Origin of the sequence: Chryseobacterium sp. BIGb0232 (genome assembly GCF_024810195.1) — a bacterium.
GTDB lineage: Bacteria > Bacteroidota > Bacteroidia > Flavobacteriales > Weeksellaceae > Chryseobacterium > Chryseobacterium pennae.
Genome location: NZ_JANUEH010000002.1, coordinates 703237 through 727866, shown reverse-complemented (window position 1 = coordinate 727866; position 24630 = coordinate 703237). Strand labels below are relative to the sequence as shown.

The window sequence follows — 24630 nt, the reverse complement described above, 5'->3', positions numbered from 1 at the left end:
GATTTCATTTTAATAGTAAAAGCAAATTCAAAACAAATGAAAAATTTAATCAAAATAACGATAATAACCCTTTCCGTAACAATAATTGCCTCGATGCAATCTTGCGTAACGGTGAAAGAATACGAAAAAAATAAACTAAACGATGCCGAAATGGCGCTTGGCAACAGAACGATTGAGAAGACCGAACTGAGCTTCCAGTCTTACAGAGAAGGTTCTTCCGGAGCCAATGCCGGAAAAGTTGGTGGCGGTTGTGGCTGTAATTAAGAATTAGTAACGGTAAAATTTAATCAAAATGAAAAAAATAATCATAAGTATCGTTGCTCTTTTCGGAATTTTCAATGTAAAAGCGCAGGAAAATACAGGCAGTGAACAACCCAAAAAGCTGACTTTTGACGAAGCCAATCTGGTTTCCAGCTATTACAAACAGGACGGAAACAATTCCGCAGTCACAGGCGGAATTGGAACTGAAAAATTATCTGATGTTTCAAATACTATTGATGTAACAATGGTAAAATATGATAAGAAAGACAGGAAAAACAAATTCGGATTCAGTGTCGGGATCGATCATTATACTTCTGCATCTTCGGATATGATTGATTTACAAGCGAATTCATCAGCTTCTCACGCCGACAACAGAATTTATCCTGCGCTCAGTTGGAGTCGTGAAAATGCAGAAAAAGGAACAACTTTGATGGCAGGAGTTTCCACTTCTTTTGAGTTCGATTATCAATCTTACAGTGCCAATATTGGGTTTTCACAAAAAACCAAAAACAGAATGGGCGAATTTACTGCAAAATTTCAGGCCTATATGGACCAAGTAAAAATGATTGCGCCGATTGAATTGAGAACTGCGGACAACGAAGGAACCAGCGGAAGAAATACTTATGCGCTTTCTTTGGCATATTCTCAAATCATCAATCAAAATTTTCAAGTAGAGTTTTTGGGCGATGCTGTTCAGCAGACCGGTTATTTGAGTTTGCCGTTTCACAGGGTTTATTTTAAGGATAATTCTGTTCATCAGGAAGCATTGCCGGATAAACGTTTTAAAATTCCATTGGGTGTGAGAGCTAATTATTTCTTTGGCGACAAAGTGATTCTGAGAGCGTATTACCGATATTACACCGATGATTGGGGCTTAAAATCAAATACTTTCAGTCTGGAAACCCCTGTGAAAATTTCGCCGTTCGTTTCGGTGAGTCCGTTTTACAGGTATTATTCTCAGACATCGGCAAAATATTTTGCGCCTTATCAGCAACACACGGCATTTGATGATTTTTACACCAGCAATTATGATTTGTCTAAATTCAGCAGCAATTTTTACGGAGCAGGAATAAGAATAAATCCTAAAAATGGATTGTTTGGAATTTCAAGACTCAATATGGTGGAAATCAGGTATGGACATTACACGAAATCTATCGGGATGAAGTCTGATATTATTTCATTAAATTTAAGATTCAAATAAAATCATTTTAATTTTGACTTGTTAAATAATTAGCAAGTCAAAGTTTTATTAAAACTAAAAGTGATGCATCATCAACTGGAAAAACATTATGTGAACAGAGTCGGCTGGCTTCGTGCCGCCGTTTTGGGAGCAAACGACGGATTATTATCTACCACAAGTATTGTGATTGGCGTTGCAGCAGCTTCACCAGACAGAAACACCATTATTCTCGCCGCATTAGCAGGAATGATTGCCGGAGCAATGTCTATGGCAGCCGGAGAATATGTTTCCGTAAGTTCGCAGGAAGATACTGAAAAAGCAGATTTGTTGAGAGAAAAACGCGAACTCGAAGAAATGCCGGAAATAGAGCTGAGAGAATTGGCAAAAATCTATGAAAGACGCGGGGTAAGTAAAGAAACAGCTTTAAAAGTCGCCACAGAATTGACGGAACACGATGCTTTAGCAGCTCACGCCCACGATGAATTGGGAATCAACGAAATTACGCAAGCAAAACCTTTACAGGCGGCGTTTGCATCATTCGGTTCGTTTGCTTTGGGAGCCATATTACCTTTTATAGTTTCTCTTTTAGCCCCGATAAAAGAAATGGTTTATTTCCAATATGGATTTTCGATTATATTTCTGATGATTTTAGGTGCAATTTCTGCAAAAACAGGAGGTTCAAAAATAGGAATTGCTGTTTTAAGAATCTGTTTCTGGGGAACGGTTGCTATGGGAGTTACCGCTTTGATTGGACATTTTTTTGGAGTGACGGTTTCTTAATTTTATTTTAAGTTAAAAATAAACATCGACTATTGTACATAGAACTTTTTCTGCATCCATAAACTTGCTTTTACCAAGAGTATCAGTACAGGAACTTCTACCAATGGTCCAATAACACCCACAAATGCTTGCTCTGAATGAATGCCAAAAATTGATATTGCTACAGCTATTGCTAATTCAAAGTTATTTCCTGTAGCTGTAAAAGCGATTGAAGCATTTTTATCGTAGGGAATTTTTAATGCTTTGTTAATGAAGAAGCTTACAAAAAACATCAATACAAAATAGATGATTAACGGAATGGCAACTTTTAACACATCCATGGGAAGTTCAATTATTTTCTCTCCTTTCAGACTGAACATTACAATTATTGTAAATAGTAGAGCATACAACGTAATTGGTGAAATTTTAGGGACAAATTTCCTGTTATACCATTCCACGCCTTTTGATTTAATAAGGAAGTAACGGCTTATAAAGCCTGCTAAAAATGGAATTCCTAAGTATAAAAATACAATTTCTGTGACATCTTTCATCGAGACAGTCACATTAAAATTAGTCAATCCTAATTTGCTCGGCAATATATTGATGAACAACCAAACTAAGAAGTTATAAGAAAGTACCTGAAAAATGCTGTTTAATGCAACTAACATAGCGGTATATTCTCTGTTTGCTTTTGCCAAATCGCTCCAAACAATGACCATTGCAATACATCTTGCCAAACCTATCAGTATTAAGCCTGTCATATAATCGGGCTCGTTCCTTAAAAACAAAACGGCTAATCCAAACATTAGCACAGTACCGATAACCCAATTCAGCAATAAGGATATGCCGATTACTTTTTTATCTTTAAAGGCTTTAGGTAATAAGGTATAATCTACTTTTGCCAGTGGCGGGTACATCATTAAGATCAATCCTATTGCTAAAGGAATATTAGTCGTTCCTACAGAAAAGGAGTTTGTAACGTTAGATATATTGGGGAAGAAATACCCTAAACCAATACCTAAAAGCATTGCTAAAAAAATCCAAAGCGTAAGGTAGCGGTCGAGAAATTTTAATTTTGGCTGCATTATACTATTTTTTAATCATAGAAAAAACGTAAAACATTTCAGAGGCAATTTGAAGACTTCTCTCTGCATAAACCTGCGCTTGTTCCGGTGTACTGTCAGAAATTTTCGGGTCATCAAAAGTGATAGGAATTCTTTTTTCTGCTCCTGCAATAAAAGGACATCCGCTGTCTGCCTGTGAACAGGTCATAATAGCTGCAAAATCTGATGAAGGATTGAACGGACTGTCGTATTTCTTTGAAAATCCAATGACAGGTAAAGTATTATCACCAATTTTTATCGTGTAAATGGGATTGCTTTCATTCGAGATTTTAAAAATATTAAAACCTTGATTCGTCAGTGTTTCAGCTACTTTCGGAAATAAAGCCGTTTCTTCAGTGCCTCCCGAATAACAATGAACGTTTGGAATATTGAAATAATTCGCTCCCGTTTGTGCCCAAATTTGCGATAAGTGGCTTCTGCGTGAATTGTGTGTACAAATGAAATTTAGGTTTATTTCCTGTCCGTTATTTACTTTATGCTGTATGAAATCTATTAATGGTTGCAATATGGCTTTGCGTTCCTCATTGATATTCTGAACAGAAACAATTTTGTTAATTGTTTCAACTAAATCTTTATACATAGCGACTGATTTTTTGATTTTAACAACAACCTGAATTTGGCGTACAGTTAGAACTGGTAAGCCCAGAAAGTTTTACCTTTCGTTTCTCTGTCGGAATTCCGCAAGCGTCCTGAGCCAAGCAAGCGGTCTCTTTATTTTTCAGAATAAAATGACTTCCGTTAAAATCCAAATCATATTTTCCGATGGTTGTGCTTTGATATTCCACTTCAATCTCAGAATCTTCGATGTGCAATTGCTCTTCAGAGAGTTGAATGATGTTTAATAATTTCGCAGGTTTTAGTCTGTGTTCAAAATCATTAGCATTCCATAACTGAAAATTGATTACTTTTTCATTTCTGATGGTTCCCCCACAATCGATAAAGTTTTTTGTAATAATTCCGATTTCCGTTACGTGGAAGTGTTCAGGTACAAATTCTCCATTTTCCAACTGAAATTCAACATTATCTAATGTTGGTAAGATTTCTTTGATTTTTGATAATTTCATAGTAAGTAGATTTAAATTAATTAATATATTGCAATATGACGATGTTAAAATAATTAAAAAAAGCTGTTAGCAACATTGCCCAACTTTTACATCCTGTTCAAAAAATTGATTCAATAGTGCTTGTACTTCTTTCCATTTTTTTTCTTCAATACAGTAACAGACAGATTTACCTTCAATCGTTCCCTGAATGATTCCTATGCTTTTCAATTCCTTCAGATGCTGCGAGATAGTTGCCTGCGCTAATCCTAATTCGTCCACTAGATCATTACAGATACAGGCTTTTTGATTGATTATATACTGAAGGATTGCAATTCTGGCAGGATGTGCCAAAACTTTAAACAGAGAAGCAAGATGATTCTGTTCGTCTGAAAATATTTCTGTTTTGGTCAGTCCCATATCTATATATATTGATATTGCAATATTACGATAATATTTGATATGAATTTTAATTTTAAATTTTTTAATAGCTTGAAGGATGTTGGAGTGATCTTCGTCAATAATCTCCAGCTTCAGTTTAAGACCGACAACAAAGAAGAAAACTGACATAATCCAATGATGAATATTATTCAAAATAGGTTTCATTTTTCCAACGAACACCAAAAGACTGTTCTAGAATTGCGTGGTAAGTGTGGGGCAGTAGAGAATTGGCTACTATTAATGCCAGTATAACACTAATCCCCAAAAGAAGAACTCCAGATTCATCCTGCTGGATAGATCTCTGCATCGGTTGAACGATCTTATTGATCGGTTTTATATTGTAGTTAAGTTAGTTATGTACCTTTATAACATTTGTTTGGATCTGATACATTCTATTTTCATATAAGGGAAACCAATAAATGTTTACCTGATTATTTTTATAGTGATCATACTGACGGATCCTTCCAGATTATTTTATAAGGATAAGAAAATAAGATATACCGTAACACGTGGTTAATTTTTTATTATCTTTATCAGAGATGCTTAAATACTAAACTTTAATTAAATTATCTCTTTGAAAATTTGTTATAACAATCTAAATTTTATGAATCCTTTAATACAGCAATTAAAAAAATATGGAACAATGTCTAGTGAGGTAGAACACGATCTATATTCAAAAATTACGAGAATCGTAAAACAGAAAAACGATTTTTTTCTCAAAAAGGGTCAAATAAATTCTAGTTTGTTTGTGATTGAAAAAGGTTTGGTGCGAGGCTTTTTTTTAAGAAATGATAAAGAAATCAATAGTTGGTTTGGTAAAGAAGATGAGCTCATAGGTTCCATTTTACCTTTCTATGCTAAAAAAACTTCGTTTGAGAATATTCAGTTTTTGGAAGATACTGTTTTGTACTCCATTACCACTGAAAATTTAGCTGAAATTTATATGCGTTATCCGGAATTCAACGCTGTAGGCAGAAAGATCGCAGAATTTCTGTGTGAATTCCTCGAAGAAAGAATTATTTCTCTTCAAACGGAAAATGCAGAAGATCGTTATAGATCTTTGATTACAAAAAATCCCGATATTTTCAGGCGGATCAATTTAGGTCATATCGCCTCCTACCTTGGAGTTACACAAGAAACATTGAGCCGCATAAGGAGCCGATTTTGACAAATGTCAAAAAAAGTATTCAATTATCGTCATACATTTGTAAACTCACAGAACAGTTATCTGTTCTAACTATAAAAATATAGGACAATTATTGTTTAGCGTTTATGATAAAAGAGATGGAAAAAAAATCGGGACTGGTGACTGGTGCGGCGTCCGGGATTGGTCGTGCAAGTGCAATTGCGCTTGCAAATGCAGGAGCCAACGTAATGGTATCGGACCTTAATGAGGTAGATGGTTGGGAAACTGTTACAATGATTAAAGATTTGGGAGGTACCGCTGATTTCTTTAAATGTAATGTTGGGATCGAATCTGATATTGAGGCGTTAGTTAAAGCAACGGTGGAAAGATTTGGAAGTCTTGATTTTGCTCATAATAACGCTGGAATTCCAGCTGTATCTGCTACATTGTTAGAAAGCAGTTCAGAAGATTGGTTACGAACCTTGAATATCAATTTGTCAGGTGTCTATTATGCTATGAAACATCAGATCAGAGAAATGATTAGGTCAGGTAATCGAGGGTCAATTGTCAACACTTCTTCGGCAACCAGTCTTGATGGCTATAAAAATATGTGTGCCTACTCCTCTGCCAAGGCGGGTTTGAACCAACTTACCAAATGTATCGCTTTGGAGTATGGAGAAAAAGGAATTCGAGTAAATGCTGTTGCGCCAGGCCCCGTAAATACTCCGTTAGCGCAAGCTTTTGTGGACAATAATCCTGAGGAGGCTCTAAAATACACGTCAATAATACCTACGGGAAAATTTAGTAACGCTGAAGACATTGCCAACACCGTAGTATGGCTTTGCTCGGATCTATCAAATCAAATAAACGGTATCATTATACCTATAGATGGCGGAATTAGCGCCGGGAAATTTTAATATTAAAAATAAGTACAATGAAACCCGAAATAATTTGTCATATGATCAGTTCACTTGACGGAAGATTACAGATAGAAAGATACAGTAAATTGTATCAAACAGAAAACCAGGATCTGGCACTGGATATATATTTAGATCTGGGAAGAAAAATTAAATCAGATGCCTGGATGATTGGAAAAGGAACAGTACAGTCAATGGGTTTAACTGAAGTTTTTGTATCTGAGACAGACAGTCCTGCAAAAGATTTTTCTTCATATGTAGATCAGAAAATCAGTGATCGATATTGTGTCATTTTCGATTCTAAAGGAATGATCAAATTTTCAAACAATACTTTTGAAGGGGATCAAATTATTGTCGTACTTGGGCAATCAGTTACTGAAGAATATCTAAATTTTCTAAAAGACTTAGGAATATCTTATCTGTTTGCCGGATCAAATGGTACTGACATTGATCTTGCAATGAAAATATTATATCGTGACTTTGCAATAAAACGTGCAAGACTTGAAGGAGGAGGGATTTTAAACGGTACTTTTCTAAATGCAGGAGCGATCGATGAATTGAGTATTGTACTTTATCCGGGATTGGATGGTCTATCTGGGATTTCCTCAATTTTTGAATATAAAGGAAAAGAAGGAGATATCCCGACAACAGGACAAACTTTGGCTCTTAAAGATGTACAAAAATTAGAGGCTGGACTGCTATGGTTAAGATACGATATCCATAAAATTTAGCAAATGTATTTTATATAATTAAAAAAATGACATCGAATCCATCAAGTTACTGATGGATTTTTTTTGAACTATAGATAGCAATTGATCTTTGAGATTGAAAAAAAATTATGACCGATAAAACCGTTTAATTAGAATTAAATTGTCCCTTTAAAAGGTTCGATTTTGACATATATCAAAATAATCGCTTCAATTTCTTATTAAATTTGTATAGCTCAGTTAAGGTCAGTCGTATTAGATAGGCTCAAAAACTACACGTTACATAAAAAATTAGAAAATGGAAAAATTAATGATAGGAAAAGCTGGTCTTGTTACAGGTGCGGCTTCAGGGATTGGTCGTGCAAGTGCAATTTTATTTGCAAAAGAAGGAGCCAGCGTTATGGTATCAGACTTAAATGAAGAAGGAGGCAAAGAAACAGTCAAAATTATTACTGATATGGGCGGAAATGCAGCTTTTTTTAAATGCGATGTTTCCAATGAATCTGATGTTCAATCCTTGATCGCTGAAACTGTATCCCGATTTGGAAAATTGGATTTTGCACATAATAATGCCGGAATTCCATCAGAATTCACACCTTTAGCAGACACAGTATCCGAAAATTGGATAAAAACTATCAACATAAATCTTAATGGTGTATATTACGCATTGAAGTATGAGATACAAGCAATGCTTAAAACAGGTGGTGGTTGCATTGTGAATACTTCATCGGTCCTCGGTGCAGTAGCTCACCAGAATAAATCTGATTACGCTTCGTCTAAGGCTGCGGTAAATCATCTTACCAAATGTGCAGCTTTAGAATATGCATCTAAAGGGATAAGAATAAATGTGGTATCGCCAGGACCTACCAAGACTCCTCTTGCCCAAGAATTTCTTGCCCGTAATCCGGAAGAGATAAATAACTTTATCGCAATGATTCCCACAGGTCAACTTTCTGAAGTTGAAGATGTCGCCAATGCAACAGTGTGGCTTTGTTCTGAAAACTCCAATCAGATCACCGGCGTCATCTTACCTGTCGATGGTGGCCAAAGTGCGGGGAAATTTTAGAGATTAATAAAATGGAGATTTCAATATTCGGATCTCTCCTTTACGGATAACCATTTCAGTTTTTGTGAGGAGCAATTTGGCCTACAATAATTTTTGTTTTCAAAAGCATCTTATAATTAGTCTTGAAAAAAATGCAATTGTTTAGTATATACAAAACTACCGCTCTAATTTGGGCGGTCGTTTTTGTTTTTAATATACTGAACTTATTTTAAGAATTTAATTCTACAATAACTTTTCCGATGAAGCCGCCATTTTCTGCATACTGATAAGCTTCTTGTGTCTGGTCGAACTGAAATATTCTATTGATTTCAATCTGCAGTCCCTGGTCCACCGCAGCAACCAATTTTTCGGTATATTTTATAGATGGGCTGGCTAAAACAATAATATGTTTTTTACCTGAAAATAGATTTTTGAAAATTGAGGTAGGAATTTCGATAGGCTTAGGTGTTGGATTTAGAAATTTTGATTTAGGTTTCATTATTTTTTTAGCCTTATTGTAGCCCATTTTACCGGATAGATCAATAACAATATCATAAAAGCGATTTTGTAGCAATACATCTTCCTTTGAGTAATCTATTACTTTTTGAGCACCCCATTTTTTTGCATATTCGATTCTGGATATACTAATTTAGCTTCCAGTTAGAGTTAAGCATAAAACCTTAATTTTACCTTATGAAACGAGAGCGAAAAATCTATGATCCAACATTTAAAACCAAAGCTGTTCAACTGAGCAATGAGCGAAGTAATATCTCAGAACTCGCAAGAGAATTGGGAATTGCAGTCACATTACTTTACAAATGGCGTAAAGAGTATGAAGAATTTGGAGAAGGTAGCTTTCCGGGGAATGGAAATTTAAAACTAACACCCGAACAGGAAAAAATCTACGAACAGGAGAAAAAGCTCAAAGATGCAGAGCTGGAACGTGATATATTAAAAAAAGCAATCGGCATCTTCTCCAAGAGCGGTCGATGAAATATAAGTTCATAAAAAATAATGAATCTATTTTCCCGATTGAAAAGATGTGCCAGGTTTTAAAACTAAGTTCAAGTGGCTATTACAAATGGAAAAGCAGACCTTGCAGTAAGAAATTGCTTTTGAAAGAAAAAACAAAAAAGCGGATTACTTCAATTTATTTTTCGTCAAAACAACATTACGGAAGTCCAAGGATTACTTTTGAATTGAATTCTTTAGGCTATAAAATCTCCAGAATAACTGTTGCAAAATATATGAAAGAGTTGGGTTTGAGAAGTAAATTAAGCAAGAAATTTAAAGTGACAACAAACTCTAAACACAATTATTTGGTGGTAGAAAATGTGTTGGACAGGAATTTTATTGCAGAGAAACCCGCGCAAGTTTGGCTTTCTGATATTACCTACATTCAAACCAGAGAAGGATTTTTGTATTTGACAACAGTTATTGATTTGTATGACCGAAAAATCATTGGATGGAGCTTGAGCAGCGGAATGAGTACCGAGGAAACAAGCCTTAAAGCATGGAAAATGGCTGTAAGAAACAGGAAAGTTGGGGAAGGACTAATTTTTCATAGTGACAGAGGGGTTCAATATGCAAGCAGAAAATTTACAAATACTTTGGAATTTTATAGAGTTACAAGAAGTATGAGTCGCAAAGGAAATTGCTGGGATAATGCGGTGGCTGAAAGTTTTTTCAAATCTTTAAAAATGGAACTTATTTATGGAAACAAACTCATCACCAAAGAAAAAATGGAACTTGAAATCTTTGAATACATCGAAATCTGGTACAACAAAAAAAGACGGCATAGTGCCCTGAGCTACCAAACAATAGAAGAATTTAATATTCAAAACAAAATTTATCAAAATGTAGCTTAACTTATACTGTACTTTTTATTTGCATATCCAAATAATGGTTTAATGCCTCTAGTAGCGCTTTTGAGTCAATTTAATCGTAATTGGCTCAAAATTCTTGTTGAAAAATCGAACTAAAAATAATCAATATTTAAATATTTGATTAATAAGTCTTTATATGCATAAAAAAAGAGACAACTACTTGATAGTTGTCTCATTAAGTACCATAACCGAAGAGATATCGAAACATTTGGTGGAAGATTTGGAAAAATTAATAGAAATAAGTAGCCCTGTTATGTGACAATGATGATCTTCCATACAAACACTTTTATCAATGATTTAATATGTTTAAATTAATTTAAATAAAATAAGAATTGGTAATTTCGATTTTAACTTTTAATCATTTATAGTTGTAAAATTTTTTCGCAATAAAATTTTTTTGTAAATATAATAATTAAATAGATATGGTTAGATCGTAGTTGGCTCCAACTGTCTTTACTTTTGAAATATATTTGATCGTAAATAATCAGATGGGCTTATTTTTCATAGATTTTCGATTTCTTTAATATTTTGTTTCCAGGTTATGAATAGATTCATTGTTTTAACGAATTTAAATATAAAAATGAAGGCAAAGAACGAGATTAACGAAGTATAGATAGAGTAATTTTCGAAAAAATAATACTGAACTACAAAAGTTAAAATATTGGTCAAAACGAAAGTCAGGGTAATTTTCTTATGCGTCAGTCCCAATTGTAAAAGGTGATGATGTATGTGGGATTTATCAGCTTTAAAAGGTGATTTTCCTCTCAGAATGCGGTCTGTGTAAACTCTCGCAGAATCTATTACGGGAACTGTAAATACAAACAGAATAAAGAAAATACCATAGGGAAAACGGGAAGAGGTGCTGTCGAACTTGGTCATGTAAATTCCAAGGCAGATCAGTAAATATCCCAAAAACAGTGAACCGGAGTTTCCCAGAAATATTTTATTTTTCTTGGCGAAGTTATATTTTAGAAAAGCGGCAATACTACCGATAAACAGCAAACCAATCTTTGCCAATCCATAATTTCCTTCGATCAGCATAATGATCAAGAACAGTCCAAATCCAATTCCGGCAACACTTCCTGCCAGACCATCGATCCCGTCAATCAGATTGAAAGCATTCACTGCTGCTGTGATCACCAAAACGGTCAGAAAATACTGGATATACAGGTTGATCTCATAAATCCCGAAAAGACCGTAAAGTGAAGTGATTCTTATACCTGATGTAGCAATAATCGTACTTACACAGAGCTGTATCGCCAGTTTATATTTGGCTTTGACATCTGTTTTATCATCTAGGGTTCCCACAAAAAGCATCACATAAGAGGCAACAATAATCGGAAGAATCTCTTTCCAGATGTTGTATCCCGATATACCCATCAATAGCAAAACGATCATTCCGATGACCGGTCCTCCTATGAGTGGAATGGCAGTTTGATGAACTTTCCTTGTGTTGGGAATATCTACCAGATGTAATTTTTGAGCAACAATTCTCATTAAAGGAATCGCACACATTGCCAAAGTGAAGGCAAGGATTCCGAATATTGATAATTCTATATAATTTTTCATAACGAGTGGTTTTAAGCAATTTTATTAGATTCGTTAAAGAGTTTTACGTTTTTTAGATGACCGACATTATATTTTTCCAAAATATCTTTGTCTAATTCTGAAATAAGCGGATAAACCTTAGTTTTCTGTTTAGAAGTAAATGTTTCTTCGATAAGGTTACTGTATTTTTTGGCGATTTTTTTCCAGGTATAACGTCGTTCTGCAATCTTTTTCATCTGACCGGCACAATTCTTAAGGTCTTGATCGGTTAATGTAGCAATGATGTTTTTCAATTCCTTTTCGTTGGAGAAATAAAAAGCCTGGTGCTCAGTTGTCGTCCGGTTGTACGAAACACCGTTACTGATAATGGGCAAGCCTAAGAACATCGCTTCAACCAGAGACGGGTTGGTGCCGCCTGCAGAATGTCCGTGGATATATAGTGAAGCATTTCCTCTGATCAGGTCGATGGTCTCCTGATTGTAAATAGGATCCAGGAGATTGATATTTTCAAATTTTGAATATTGCGCTTTCAGATCTTTTCCGTACTGACTGTTGTTCCAGTTACCCACCAGTACCAGTTTTCGGTCGGGAAGCTCAGAGAATACCTTTAAAATCGTATGAACGTGGTTTTCGGGTTCTATCCTGCAAACCTTAACGGCGTATTTCTCTGCTAAAAACGGATATGACTCAATATGCTGGAAAGAGGGAGCCAAATTCACTTTCGTATGATCGGCTCCGTATTCTATCACCCGGCTGATGGTTTTATATCTCAATGACGTATAATCCTGAATAGATTCGTTGTCAGAAATATCAATATGGGAAAATCTTACTGCCAGTTTTTCTGCCCACCACAAATATAATTTTGCAGCTAAAGGCCATTTATCCCTTTTCCATTCGATACCGTCAATAGAAATGATTATCTTTTTATTGGTCAATAATTTTACAAAGGGTAGAAGCCATGCTCCCGCCACACCCAAGACCAAAAGAACATCACTTGTAAACAGTGCGTGTAAAATAGATAAAGTGTCGTAGGGAATGCTTTGTATTCCATTGGCCTCTAAAGGTAGATACTTCAGTTTTGCTCCGTTCCATTCGTCCGATCTTTCCTCTTTGCTGTATTTTTTTGATGAACAATACACGGTGAAGTCATACTGATCGGAAAGTTCTTCTACAAGATGTGCGGCCAAGGTTTCAAAACCTCCGTATTTGGCTGGTAGACCTACTGTTCCGATGATCGCTACTTTTGTTTTCATAATTAAAGGATTTATATATCCTATTACTACTCACATTCCAAAATAAAATATTTTATTTAAAATATTGAATATCAATTATTTAATTGTTTTGTGATACTGTGCCAATTTCCAGAATATGGAAAAATAACTTATAAATTGGAAACGATCTTTACCGCTTCCTTTTCGAAATAGTCTTCAGAAAACTCAAGGCTCTTCTGATAAGACGCATTGCTGAAAGCGCTGTAAACGTTAGGATTCTCTAGAATGGAATTTAACTTTTCGGATAGCTCGTCCGTATTTTTGGAATTGATCAGAAATCCGTTCTTGCCGTTTGCTATCAATTCAGTGACACCACCAACCGGCGGAACTATTGATGGCAGGCGATAACGCATTCCTTCCAAAATCGTGAGACCGAAAGTTTCCACCCAGAGATCGGGCTGGGAAAGATTCAGTATGATGCTGGCTTCCTGATAAAAAGGATGAGTATCGGTCTGTGTAGGATAGATTTGCAAATTGTCAGATAGTTCTTCTCCCTGGCAATAATTTTTGATCTCATTTTCAGAGGCGTTTACCACCAGTTTGAAGATGTACTGCGGATTCTTTTCAGCCAGTGTAAAAAACTCGTTTACACCTTTATATATCTTGAGCGAACAGATCATCAAAACAATTTTTTCTGATTTTTCCCGATTTTGGAATCGGTCTGCTTGCTCTGTAAATTTGCTTTCCAGAACATTATATAGCAAAACCTGATTTTGGATAAGCGATTCCTGTTTCAAAAGAAATTCTGAAACAAAAACGATTTTAAAGGCCGTCATTTTTGCGACTCCAAAAAGAAAATTCTTAAAAAATCTTGGCTTTACGGACGTTTCGTGAATGTGGTAAATAATTTTGCATCCTTTTAGCTTTCCGGCAATGGCTGCACCAAAGGGTAAAACAGTATTAATATAAACAATATCGCTTTTTTTCAGAAAAAAGAAAAGCTTTATCATCAGCAAAAACTGGCTCAGGAAAAAATTGAAGATCCTGACTAATGAGTTGGGCGAAAAAATATACCAAAAAAAATGATTTTTAACCCCATTAATACCAGATAAGAAGCCTTCTCTTCCACCGGAAGTAAAAAGGTGGGTTTCAAAACCGTTTTTTGTCCACGCCTTCAAGAGCTGCATCAGAACTTTCGGGCTTCCGCTGTAGTCGTTTAAAAGATGTACTGCAACTATTCTTTTCATCTTAGAGTTTGTTATAGATTTGATTAAGATGTTCACCTCTTTTTTCCCAGGAAAATCTTTCCATATAGAGATTTCGAGCTCCGATGCTCATTTCTTTAAACAGATTTTTTTCTGAAAATAATCTGAACAGGGCAGTACTCAGCCCGTTCACGGTTTCGCTATATTCCTGCTGAGGTACCGTGAAGCCACATTTGTGATTGATAAATTCTCCAGGTCCTTCATTTTTCAGGCAAACAACGGGAAGTCCGAATGAAAGTGCTTCCGGAACGACCATTCCTGCACCTTCGTGAGACGGAAAAAGAAAAACCGAAGACCTGTCGTACAATTTCATCAGTTCGCGGCGGTCTATCCATTCGATGATTTCGATGTAGTTCTGCATATTATTTTGTTTGATCAAATCTTCGTAAAAATTTTTCTGTTCACCTGTTCCGACAAGAACCAATTTACAAATTGATTTGTCTTTTTCGGAGAGCTGGTTGAAAAAGGTTGTAAACGATCGTATAGTAAGATCAAAGCCTTTAAGCGGAACAAATCTTCCGACACTGATGGCTGTAAAATCCGACTTGGGAAGAATTTCATTTTTAACGTAGAAATCTTCGGAAGCTACCGACGGATAAATTGAATATTGATTTTCGTTGATCTTCAGTTTTTCAGGGACTCCGCTGTTCATACACCAGATGTGATTGGAATATTTAGCTGTTTTCTTTAATGAAGGCGAAAATTTCCAAAAGAAGTTTTTCACTATCCAGGTTAAACGGTCCTTGATCAAATATTTTTTAGAATAGTCTTTCAAATATTGTTCTGGGATCAATGGATGATGCCCAACCGGGCCCCAAACCATCGGTTTTTTAAGCTCCCACAAGAAACTCGGTGTCCAATCGTTATGGAAATTCACATTGTGAACGATGTCAAAATTGAGGTTTTGTTTTTTAATGAAAGAAATAATTCCTTTTTGCCAAAGATAGTAGTAGAGCATTGCACCACGGCTTCCTTTTTTCCAGAAGCGCATCCAGTATGGAAGATCGAAATAAAGAAACTGGATGTTTTTATAAACAGAATCAGGGTTTTCCGACATAAATTTTTCAATATGAGGTCTGTTGTTTTCCCTGGTAATGGCTATCACGTTCCGGAATCTTGCAATCTGATAGACAAAATTCCATCCCATTGCGTCTTCTGAGCCTTTATACGGATTTACGGCGTAGCAGGTTGCTAAAATCGTCTGTTTGGTAATCATTGGTTCTTGTTTTTAGAAGTTTTGCGGGAACACCTCCGATAATGCTGTTGTCAGGAAAAGATTTGGTAATAACGCTTCCGGCGGCCAAAATACATCCGTCACCAATTTCTACGCCATCAAGAATGGTCACCTTTGATCCGATCCAGCAGTTTTTTCCTATTCTGATTCCTTTTCGGTTAACGCCCTGATGTCTGATAGAAATGTCGAGATCTTCATAATTGTGATTTTCCGGATGGCAGCTAAGGTATTGGCCAACGATGCATTCGTCACCGATCTCCAGTCCGCCGGATCCTCCGAGATAAGCAAATTCTCCGATCCCGACATTATTTCCTATTTTAATTTTCTCTCCGATATTGTTAAAAGAAGTAGAAACGATTATTCTGCTGAAGGCGCCGATCGAAACGTTATTTCCGAACTCAATTCCGTGTTTTGCCAGTGCAGAAACATACACGTCATTTCCCAATCTCAGAAATTTTCCCCATTTCATTTTTGAAGTATTAAAGAAGCTTACGCGTTTTCCCAAGAGCATTCCTTTTGGGTTTCTGAAGTAAAAGATCAATTGTAATCCTCTGAAAAAACTCCAGAACTGAACCCAGACCAGTTGAAAAAGTGCTCCCGAGTTCAAAGCTTCATCCAAGGAGAAATCAGGATTTCTGAGTTTTATTATTTTTTCAACGATTGTTTTCATTTTTCTGTAATTATGGTGTTCATTATTGTTCCCAAAGTCCTGTCTAGATCATTGTTTTCTATGGCAAGATATTTTTCATTGTTATTTTGCTTTTGCAGCTTAGAAAACAATTGATTGTATTCTGCGGTCAGTTCGCAGATTGACTGATAGGAGAGTTCCTTTTTCCTGCTGAGAATTTTCTCAGGAGCAGCGTATAAGAAGAAATTAAACTTCGGCTTCATCAAAAGATGGTATCCCGATTCGGTCACTGCTTTGGGCAGCTGAATATTGCTTCGCTTTGCATCGGCGATGAAATCGAAATAGTATCTGTCGTACAAAACTATTTTCCCTCTCAATACATATTTCAGATAGATAATGAACTGACCGAAAATATAATCAGTATAATAATAGGCGAATCTTAAAAGGGAAGAGAATGAATTTTTATTATTACCCTGTCTCGGCATGGAATTGATGCTATCCAGATGCGCCTTTTCCTTACCTTTCGTCCATACACTTAAAATGGGAAGCAGGGAAGGTCTGTGTCTCAACACCTTTACAGGTCTGCGGTAACGTTTTTCAATCAATTCGGAGATCTCAGAGATAACAGTGGATTTTCCGGCACCGTCCACACCACTGAACGTAATGATAAAGCCTTTTGCTGAAAAAGAATCTTTCACATAAGAGACCAGATTTATCATCCTGTTAAAACCTTTGTTGTACGCTTTCATTTTTAGAGCCTTTATTTCTGTTGTTCTGTTTGTTATTTTTTCACCTTTCAACAGGTCTGAAACCATTGACTGGTATTTTTCCGGAATTTCGGCACCGTTAAGATTGTAGAACAGATCAATAAAACGAGCAGTATCTCCCTCCGAAGCGTGGAATACCCCAAAACTGTCCTGACGTCTGTTTTTCAGTATTTTGCAGGTATTCATCATCTGGAGATATTTCCATTTAAGCTTTGAGATCAGGTCAAGATTCAGGATTTCATCTTGAAGTGTGAGAATCCTTACCGATCTCATAAATGATCTTTTTACGACAGAAACCTTCTTCACTAGATTATGCTTCAGTACAAAATCGATCAATGTTGCAGATTCCTTTGAACGTAGGACCATATCAATATCTGAATTGGGTTCCAGTTCTTCGGGAGCTTCATTGTGAAATTTCAGCGTGGCATATTCAGTTTGTGACAGATGGTCAAAAATATCCATGATAAGCAATTGTCTTTCTGTTTTAACGTCCGTTACGAAAAGATTGAAGGCCTGAGACCAGGTTTGCAGAAGCCAGTGGATCTGAAGGTGCCACTCTTTCTGCTCAGCATAGACCTTAAGGTAGGATAATGTGTTGGTAAGAAGGTAAAACTGAAGATATTTTTTAAGTTCCCTATCCTCCAGCCGGAATGCCATTTTGTTTTTTTCTTCGATCTCCTCTTCAATTTCTTTCCATGATTTTTTCTGAATAAGAATGCCGTTTTGAATGATAAAGTGGAAAAAGTCAAATGCTTTCGGCCTTTTTGCTGAAGACAATTCCCAGTCATAGACAGCCAGTTTTTCATTGGTCACATAGCAATTCCAGGAAGTGAAATCACCGTGAGAAAAAGTTAGTTCTACGGTCTGGTTTTCATCATTATGTATTAGAACCTCCTTGATTTTTCTGATCAGATTGTTTGGTATTCTATCATCATTGATCTCAAGAAAGTCTCGTTTCAGTGTCTGAAAATAGTCCCAATCCGATACTTTGACGCTTTGTTGTGTTTTTTGAGAAAATGTTTTTAAAGCTCTAATATGAAATTCTGTAAACTCGTTCGTTCTGATCCCGTTCATGGAGATATCAGATAGTTTCAGGACATTTTCATTAACGAGAGAAGTAGCTGGAACAATGATGTCGTCATTAGTCTTCATCATTTCTATACTTTTAAATTCATTCTCAATCAATCGTTTTGCCGTTTCGGTCTCTGTGATTTTATAGAAGAAACCGTCAGCAAAAAGAAGAGCCTTGTTGTTGGGACCTACGGTTCCGGTGAATATCGCCCAATCACCTGCGATATCAAAGATAGGTTTTCCGTATTCTGTATAGTACACGGTTTCGTTTTTAAAAACCAATCTTTGAAGACGGAGTGCAAAAACGATTTGTACAACGTAAGAAAAAATTTTAGCTTTCGGAGTTGCCGCATTATAGAATTTCAAAAACAGCGGCTTTCCCGACTTAGAATTCCAGAACCACCTTACGCTTCCGTCGGGATTAAGGATGTAAGAGAACGTCGTTTTTTTTCTGTCGTCATGTTGTTGGGTAAACAATCTGTAGCCTGTATTTTTAAATAATGTTTTCATACCGAAGATTTTATACCAACAACAGTATAAAATATTTGCCATAAATTTAATAAACTGATTTATAGTATTTTAACATATCGATTGATCTAAATTAATTCCAAAATATGGAAAAAAGATTGTCATTTGGAAAGATGTCAGATTAAAAGCTCCGGTCTTTTCTTTCGCAGGACTATTTTCTGAAGCCTTGTAAGATGATGGTTATTTCTGAATGCCACCGAAAATATAATGATCTGATAAAACATAATTCCGTAATTGCTTTCCCCGAATATCCCGAATTCTGTAAAAGAATTGATGACGATAGGGATCAGAATTCCGATAAGCATCAGCTTGAGCTCTTTCTGTTCAGATAATATTGATTTGACGGTGAAAAATACCTGAAACAGAACGATCGTAAAACCAATAAATCCAAGATTCATCAGAACCTGCATAAAGGTGTTGTGCGTCATCTTTCCGGGATACGTATGCGCACTCTGGAAAAATTCCTTGTAATCGATCCTCATAAAACCGAAGCCTAAAAGCGGTTCCCGGGGCAGTCCTTCTGTGATGAGAGCCTGCCAGAAAGGAAGCCTTCCGGTGAGGCTCATTACTTCTTCCAGTCTTTCCTGATCGCCTCCTTTCAGAATTACAGAATACACCGCGAAAGGTGCTACAGCACAAACCACTCCAATGATGGCAAATTTCAATGTCTTTTGCTTGGTCTGATTGATATGGAAAAAGATGATCAGTAAAACGCCAATGAGAGATGATCTTGACCCCGTCATATAGAGAGCATACATAATGACCAGAATTTTTACAATGGTCCAGACCTTGTTTTTGAAACGGTACAGATCGAAAATAAGGCACGCACACCCCACGCCCGCTAACATTCCGAGTTCATTGGGATTCATCATTGTTCCGCCTAACCGGGCTTCCTCACCGCCGTCTGTAAGCCGGAAAAAAACATCGGGGTTCACCCACATCCCGATCACAAAAACAAGCTGAAGCACGAAGACCGTATTTCCTAGAAGATGATACAGCCGGATGTTGTGTCCTTCAAAGTAAATGTCCAGTACCTTTAAACTCTTAACAAAAAAATAAGCAAAAACAAAGCTCTGAAAGGTCATAAACCACTGCAATGCACTAAAACCGGGATTGGTACTCCAAGAAAAAGATAGAAAGCCTAATACGAGATATCCAATGTATAAAAGTGGTGAAAAGATGTTTTTGTAAACCAAAGAGTTCACAGTTCCGTAATTGATGATCTTGCGGTAAATCATGATAGAGGAAATCATCACGCCCATTCTTCCTACGATTTTAATTCCTCTTGTAATCGCCACATTTTCGCTCCAGGTAAAGAAGCACGCCACCATCAGCAACAGGATGATGAACATCTGGTTATTCAGATTTTTGAGAAATTTTTGATGTTGAAGTGATAATGTTTCCATTGTGTCAGGTATAAAGTTGGGTATTCATTTGCTGAAGAATTGTATTCCAGTCAAAGGCTTCTTTCACCATTTTCACTGCATTGTCACAGATTTTTTTATACTGCTCCTGATCTTTCCAGATGTCATAGATCTCATCAAAAGCCCTTTCTAAAAGCTTCGCATCGGGAAACGGAATATTGATGCCTGCATTGTACTTCTCAATGAGATAACCGATGTTTGTATTTTTTGTGACGATTGAGGGTTTACCAAAATTGGAAGCTTCTATCACAGAAACGGGCAAACCTTCGTTTCTTGAAGGGTGGACAAAAACATCCATTTTTTTGATCAGATTATTTTTTTCTTCTCCGAACTTGCTTCCTAAAAGCTCGATTTTATCTGAGACCTTGTGGGCATTGATCAATCGTTGAAGTTCGCTTTTCTGCTCACTGTCACCAATGATCCAAAATTTGGAATCGGGATGCCTTGTACTGAATCCAGAGAAGCTTTCCACTAAAAGATCAAGACCTTTTGTATGAATATCGAGCCTGCCGACAAAGCCAAAAATGATTTCTTTTTTTTCTGCATTAACTTGATGATCTTCGTTAAGCGTTTCAAATCCGTAAGGGATCAAAACGCTTTTATTATTCGGAAAAAGGGTCTGTAATCCGTCAACTTCACTTTCTCCGATACAGTGGATCTTTGATGCAGCGTCGATGAATCCTTTTTCAAAAAGATGGAAATAGATCTTCTTTCTCAGTCTGCTCTTGGCCATTGCTATCGTATTGTACGCACCATGCGGTGTCACAACATAGGCCCTTTTATTTTTGCGAAGAAACCTTCCCAAAGAAGAAAAAACCGGGATCCAGCCACCGTGAAGATGAAAAATACTTGACATATCACTTTTCAAAATCTCTTTTTTTAAATCTTCCGGAATAGAAAAAGGATTTCTTTTACGTTTAAAGATTTTAGTGGTGAATGATCTTTCGGGATAATTGACCTCTGTATTTTCAGAAATTCCCCAAACTTCCACATCAAGGTTGTTTTCTGCCTGTTTGCTTGCCATATTATAAACGACCTTGTTGACGCCGTTCATTTTTTCCGGGTTGGCTTTGCCTAAGACCACATGAATTACGCCCATACCGAAATCTGTTTTTTGTTAAGAAGAATCTTCCAGTACACAATCATAAGGATCTGATTGATCATCAGACCGCCAACGGCACCGTAAAGTTCGCCGTACTTCAGCAGGAAATGAAAACTTAACAGCGAGAAGACAAATGAAATGCAGTAGCCGGTAAAGAATGCTTTGTTCTGTTCCAGAACCCTGATGGAAATCCGTGTGGGGTAGCTGTACAGGATCACAAAGTACAGCACGGCAACCAGTTTGATCACAAATCCGTAATCCTGATATTTAGAGCCGCCCAGCAACATGATCAAAGGTTCGGAAAAAATGAAAAAAAATGTGATAAGAATGCCTACAACCATCATTCCCTTAGATAATTGAAAGAGCAGGGTTTTCTTTTCCTCTTTTTTATTTTGATAGTAGAGTTGTGCGGTTTTAGGAAGATAATAATTTTCTACCGTCTGTAAAATCACATTGATGACACCAAAGAACGATTGTACCAAACGCAACGCTCCCAAGGCATTGATTCCCAAATAAATTCCAGCTACAAGTGTAAAGAAATTACTTGAAGACCACTGTACGATCGAGGCACTGAGCAGCCATTTTCCCTCTTTAAAATGATACTGCAAAAGATCTTTGTTTCTTAAACTGAATTCTGCTTTTCTAAGACAAAAGAAAATTCCGGGAATGGAGGAGATGATGTTGATAATTCCCACAATTAATAAGCTTTTTCCTAAAGTGAAGTTGGTCTGAAATATAATCAGCGGAAAAACCAGAAGGAATAAACTGTCGATAAGCACCACAAGTTTTACCATATCAGTGGCAAGCAATATTTTTCTAAGGAAATCCTGAAATAAATACGCAGAAACAAAGATGATAATGGCCGGTAAATTAGCTTTAAAAAAATCGATTGAAAAAATCGGAAGAAATTTTGCAGCACACATCAATAAAGCGAAAATAAAAATCAAAGCTAACGAGGTCTGAAAAACGAATCCTAAAGACCTTTTGCTAAATCCTTTCGCCGCAGAGATCTGAAAAGGCTGAACGATTAGGGCATTGAAAATCCCCACCAAAAGATAGGTGACCAAAAGAAGGGTAGAGAATAACCCGAAATCCGGGATACTCAGTTTTCTTGCCAGCAGAAAAGTGAGCAGAAAATTGCTCCCGCTGAAGATCAGCTGGTCTGTAAAAACCAGAGAAGACGGTGTATGCAATATTTCTTTCAGTTTTTTCACGATCTGAATTTGTTTATGAGACTTTTGACTGTGGTTATCAAACTTGGGTTATAATTTTCTTTATTTAAGACGAACCAAAGATTCGTCAATTGATATTCGTCTTTAAGAAGTTCTACGTTCATAATGCTTTTGGCAGGGGTTTCTCTGCTGTCGAGCAGAAAAAGATTCTGATCAGCCAGCTTCAGGAAAAGCAAAGGGAGTTTTCCCTGTCTTATTGCTTGGTTATTGATGATGCAGATGTCATTTTCTGCCATTTTTCCCTTGATCAGGGACTGTACTTCCCGGGTGGTAAGTTTTAGGTTTTCTTCCGCTGACAGGTTGATGTATTGGTTGGCAACCGACTTTTCCAAATTTCCTGCAATATCTACCAATAGGACTTTTCTGGATTGTGCCTGTAATGCATCAATCATATTTTTTGAATGAAAGCGGTGTTCTTTTGCCCGGTCATTAGACGTAATGCAAATGATGTTTTTATCTTTGATGATACCTTTGAGCTCCATTTCCAGGATATTTTCAAGGAAATGATGCATTATTTTTTCTTTCTTTTTGATAAAGGGCGTGGTAAAGGCCACCGGAATCGCACTGTTCTTTTCAATGGTATAGACATCATTGACTTTGGCTTTTGCAAAATGCACGGCGTAGATCAAAACGATGGAAGCGATCATACTCATAATTGCGGCGACGATAATGATGATGGAACGCATTGGTGACACAGGTTTGCTAGGAAGCTCGCCTCTTGTAATGATTTTATGGAAAGAAATTTTTGCCGACTTTGCGATCTCTGCATCAATCCTTTTCTCATTCAGGAAGTTGTAGTTTTTTTCGTAGAGATTAAACTCGCGATTCATGATATTGAGGAGTTTCTCTTTTTCGGGAAGCCCGATGAAGGCTTGTTCCGCCACTTGAATATCGCGGTCGATATCATTGTATTTTATCTGTAGGTTCCTTTGCGTGTTCCTTATACTTTCGGTTTGGTAATCGGTAAGATCTTTTAATTTGGCGTCGATGATCTTTACCTTTTCGTGTTCAGGGGTATAGGTCAGCAGAAGTTCTTTCTTTTCTGCCTGCAGCTGCTTCATATTTTTCACCATCTCTGTGGACAGGAGATCGTTGAACGCTTCGAAATTGGTTGCCAGATCGAGGTAATTGTCTTTTCCTTCGGCAATATAGCTGTTGAGGTTTTTGATCGCATCAAGATTCATCTTGAGATTGCTTTTCTGGATCTTCAGCTGTGAAATTTTTCTGAGATCAGTTTCGGTTTCCTGGGGAATGTTAATGATGTTTTCCTTGTTCCGGTAATTTTCGATTTGGTTTTCTGCGTTTGAAAGCTTGCTATTGGCCTGTCCTATCTCATCTTTCAGGAAATCGACCGTTGTGTTGGCAGCCCGGTATTTATTTTCAATATAATCCTGGATATAGGTTTCTGCGAGGGTGTTTACCAAAAGGCTTGCTTTTTCCGGCACATTGCTTTTATAATTGATCCTGATGACGGGAACGTCCTTATCCACTGAAACGATATCAAGGTTTTTGTTTATTTTATCCAGCAGTTGTTCCCTGCTCAGGAATTCCACTTCATACTGATCGATAATTTTGGCAGCAGGTCTTGATTTGAGATAGTCTTCGTTTTTGGAGATCAGTATTTTTCCGCCATGGATGTCTACCGGTGTTCCTAGAGTCCCTTTTATTTCTTTTGCTGAGCCGGAAGCAGTGATCGTAAAGGAGTGATCTGAGTAGATGTTAACCCCAAATTTTCTATCGTCTATTTTATCATCTGTAAATGTTCCTTCCACCTTTATAGGGGAGTTCTCAAACAATTCTACAGAGCGGACTTTTCCTTTTCGGTAAATCTCTGTTGAAAAAGGCAGCTTCTGCAAGGTTTTTTCGATGAGCGAAGTGGATTTCAACACTTCGATCTCCGTACTGATCTTGTTGGCAGAGGCAAACACGTCAAAATCCTTAAAAAGATTGGCGCTGGGAACCCCTTCCTGTGTATCTGCAAGTTTCAGTTTGGCTGTGCTTTCATACATTGGCGTTACGTAGTTCAGGTATTTCCTGGCTGCCAATACAGCGAGTACCATTGTTATTATAACGATGGGAAAACCTCTAAGAAGTGGTTTCAGGAACCTTACATTTTCACTGTTCATTTTACTGT

The 24630-nt window shown here is 36.8% G+C and carries 24 protein-coding genes; 8 read left to right on the top strand and 16 right to left on the bottom strand.

The annotated features are described in order from the left end of the window. Positions 1-36 precede the first annotated feature (36 nt). The 3 genes from M2372_RS09305 to M2372_RS09295 all read left to right on the top strand — a co-directional run bounded on the left by M2372_RS09305 (position 37) and on the right by M2372_RS09295 (position 2221). The gene (locus M2372_RS09305; RefSeq protein WP_123320028.1) at positions 37-264 is read left to right on the top strand and encodes a DUF4266 domain-containing protein; all 228 of its coding nucleotides are present in this window, start codon (positions 37-39) and stop codon (positions 262-264) included. Between the two features lie 28 nt (positions 265-292). Continuing rightward, positions 293-1462 (top strand): DUF3570 domain-containing protein, encoded by a 1170-nt coding sequence (locus tag M2372_RS09300; protein ID WP_123320027.1) that lies wholly within the window; start codon positions 293-295, stop codon positions 1460-1462. A 63-nt stretch (positions 1463-1525) separates the two neighbouring features. Continuing rightward, positions 1526-2221, top strand: coding sequence for a VIT family protein (locus M2372_RS09295; protein ID WP_123320026.1), 696 nt, complete (start codon positions 1526-1528; stop codon positions 2219-2221). 29 nt (positions 2222-2250) lie between these two features. On the opposite strand, the gene arsB is transcribed toward M2372_RS09295, so the two are convergent. The 5 genes from arsB to M2372_RS09270 form a co-directional block, all read right to left on the bottom strand. Further along, positions 2251-3285: an ACR3 family arsenite efflux transporter gene (gene arsB / locus M2372_RS09290; RefSeq protein WP_123320025.1), complete on the bottom strand. Its 1035-nt coding sequence runs from the start codon at positions 3283-3285 to the stop codon at positions 2251-2253. Between the two features lie 4 nt (positions 3286-3289). Beyond that, positions 3290-3904 carry a low molecular weight phosphatase family protein gene (locus M2372_RS09285; protein WP_123320024.1) on the bottom strand — a complete coding sequence of 205 codons (615 nt, stop codon included), beginning with the start codon at positions 3902-3904 and terminating at the stop codon, positions 3290-3292. 19 nt (positions 3905-3923) lie between these two features. Then, entirely contained in the window at positions 3924-4388 is a 465-nt protein-coding gene (locus M2372_RS09280) for a DUF6428 family protein (RefSeq protein WP_123320023.1), read from the bottom strand. A gap of 66 nt (positions 4389-4454) precedes the next feature. Further along, complete coding sequence (locus M2372_RS09275; protein ID WP_123320130.1) at positions 4455-4784, bottom strand: helix-turn-helix transcriptional regulator; 330 nt, start codon at positions 4782-4784, stop codon at positions 4455-4457. A 166-nt stretch (positions 4785-4950) separates the two neighbouring features. Next, positions 4951-5112, bottom strand: a complete 162-nt coding sequence (locus M2372_RS09270; protein ID WP_123320022.1) for a Na+/H+ antiporter NhaA — start codon at positions 5110-5112, stop codon at positions 4951-4953. 297 nt (positions 5113-5409) lie between these two features. Here M2372_RS09270 and M2372_RS09265 point away from each other — a divergent pair, with 297 nt between their 5' ends. From M2372_RS09265 to M2372_RS09250, 4 genes are all read left to right on the top strand, one after another. Then, positions 5410-5973 carry a Crp/Fnr family transcriptional regulator gene (locus tag M2372_RS09265; protein WP_123320021.1) on the top strand — a complete coding sequence of 188 codons (564 nt, stop codon included), beginning with the start codon at positions 5410-5412 and terminating at the stop codon, positions 5971-5973. Positions 5974-6089: 116 nt separating this feature from the next. Then, positions 6090-6848 (top strand): SDR family NAD(P)-dependent oxidoreductase, encoded by a 759-nt coding sequence (locus M2372_RS09260; protein ID WP_228455737.1) that lies wholly within the window; start codon positions 6090-6092, stop codon positions 6846-6848. Positions 6849-6865: 17 nt separating this feature from the next. Further along, positions 6866-7579, top strand: coding sequence for a dihydrofolate reductase family protein (locus M2372_RS09255; protein ID WP_123320019.1), 714 nt, complete (start codon positions 6866-6868; stop codon positions 7577-7579). Between the two features lie 274 nt (positions 7580-7853). Continuing rightward, positions 7854-8621: a glucose 1-dehydrogenase gene (locus M2372_RS09250; RefSeq protein ID WP_123320018.1), complete on the top strand. Its 768-nt coding sequence runs from the start codon at positions 7854-7856 to the stop codon at positions 8619-8621. A 208-nt stretch (positions 8622-8829) separates the two neighbouring features. Here M2372_RS09250 and M2372_RS09245 read toward each other — a convergent pair whose 3' ends face one another. Further along, complete coding sequence (locus M2372_RS09245) at positions 8830-9234, bottom strand: zinc-binding dehydrogenase (RefSeq protein WP_259080739.1); 405 nt, start codon at positions 9232-9234, stop codon at positions 8830-8832. Between the two features lie 59 nt (positions 9235-9293). On the opposite strand from M2372_RS09245, the gene M2372_RS09240 reads away from it, so the two are divergent. After that, positions 9294-10468, top strand: a protein-coding gene (locus tag M2372_RS09240) for an IS3 family transposase (protein WP_228455736.1) whose coding sequence is annotated in 2 segments (ribosomal slippage) — positions 9294-9561 and positions 9561-10468 — 1176 coding nt in all. Because the reading frame shifts where the segments join, the coding sequence is not laid out codon by codon here. A gap of 519 nt (positions 10469-10987) precedes the next feature. Here M2372_RS09240 and M2372_RS09235 read toward each other — a convergent pair. From M2372_RS09235 to M2372_RS09190, 10 genes are all read right to left on the bottom strand, one after another. Continuing rightward, complete coding sequence (locus M2372_RS09235) at positions 10988-12055, bottom strand: glycosyltransferase family 4 protein (RefSeq protein ID WP_123320016.1); 1068 nt, start codon at positions 12053-12055, stop codon at positions 10988-10990. Positions 12056-12066: 11 nt separating this feature from the next. Further along, positions 12067-13287, bottom strand: coding sequence for a DUF1972 domain-containing protein (locus tag M2372_RS09230; protein ID WP_228455735.1), 1221 nt, complete (start codon positions 13285-13287; stop codon positions 12067-12069). 128 nt (positions 13288-13415) lie between these two features. After that, positions 13416-14492, bottom strand: a complete 1077-nt coding sequence (locus M2372_RS09225; RefSeq protein WP_123320014.1) for a glycosyltransferase family 4 protein — start codon at positions 14490-14492, stop codon at positions 13416-13418. A gap of 1 nt (position 14493) precedes the next feature. Beyond that, complete coding sequence (locus M2372_RS09220) at positions 14494-15726, bottom strand: glycosyltransferase family 4 protein (RefSeq protein WP_123320013.1); 1233 nt, start codon at positions 15724-15726, stop codon at positions 14494-14496. After that, entirely contained in the window at positions 15674-16414 is a 741-nt protein-coding gene (locus tag M2372_RS09215; protein WP_123320012.1) for a DapH/DapD/GlmU-related protein, read from the bottom strand. Before M2372_RS09215 ends, M2372_RS09220 begins: the two co-directional genes overlap by 53 nt. Further along, complete coding sequence (locus M2372_RS09210) at positions 16411-18720, bottom strand: hypothetical protein (RefSeq protein WP_123320011.1); 2310 nt, start codon at positions 18718-18720, stop codon at positions 16411-16413. The genes M2372_RS09215 and M2372_RS09210 overlap by 4 nt, the downstream gene beginning before the upstream one ends. A 134-nt stretch (positions 18721-18854) precedes the next feature. Then, positions 18855-20144, bottom strand: a complete 1290-nt coding sequence (locus M2372_RS09205) for an O-antigen ligase (protein ID WP_123320010.1) — start codon at positions 20142-20144, stop codon at positions 18855-18857. A gap of 4 nt (positions 20145-20148) precedes the next feature. Further along, positions 20149-21261: a glycosyltransferase family 4 protein gene (locus M2372_RS09200; protein WP_123320009.1), complete on the bottom strand. Its 1113-nt coding sequence runs from the start codon at positions 21259-21261 to the stop codon at positions 20149-20151. Continuing rightward, positions 21252-22478: a lipopolysaccharide biosynthesis protein gene (locus tag M2372_RS09195; protein WP_123320008.1), complete on the bottom strand. Its 1227-nt coding sequence runs from the start codon at positions 22476-22478 to the stop codon at positions 21252-21254. Before M2372_RS09195 ends, M2372_RS09200 begins: the two co-directional genes overlap by 10 nt. Beyond that, entirely contained in the window at positions 22475-24622 is a 2148-nt protein-coding gene (locus M2372_RS09190; protein ID WP_123320007.1) for a Wzz/FepE/Etk N-terminal domain-containing protein, read from the bottom strand. The genes M2372_RS09195 and M2372_RS09190 overlap by 4 nt, the downstream gene beginning before the upstream one ends. Positions 24623-24630: the final 8 nt, after the last annotated feature.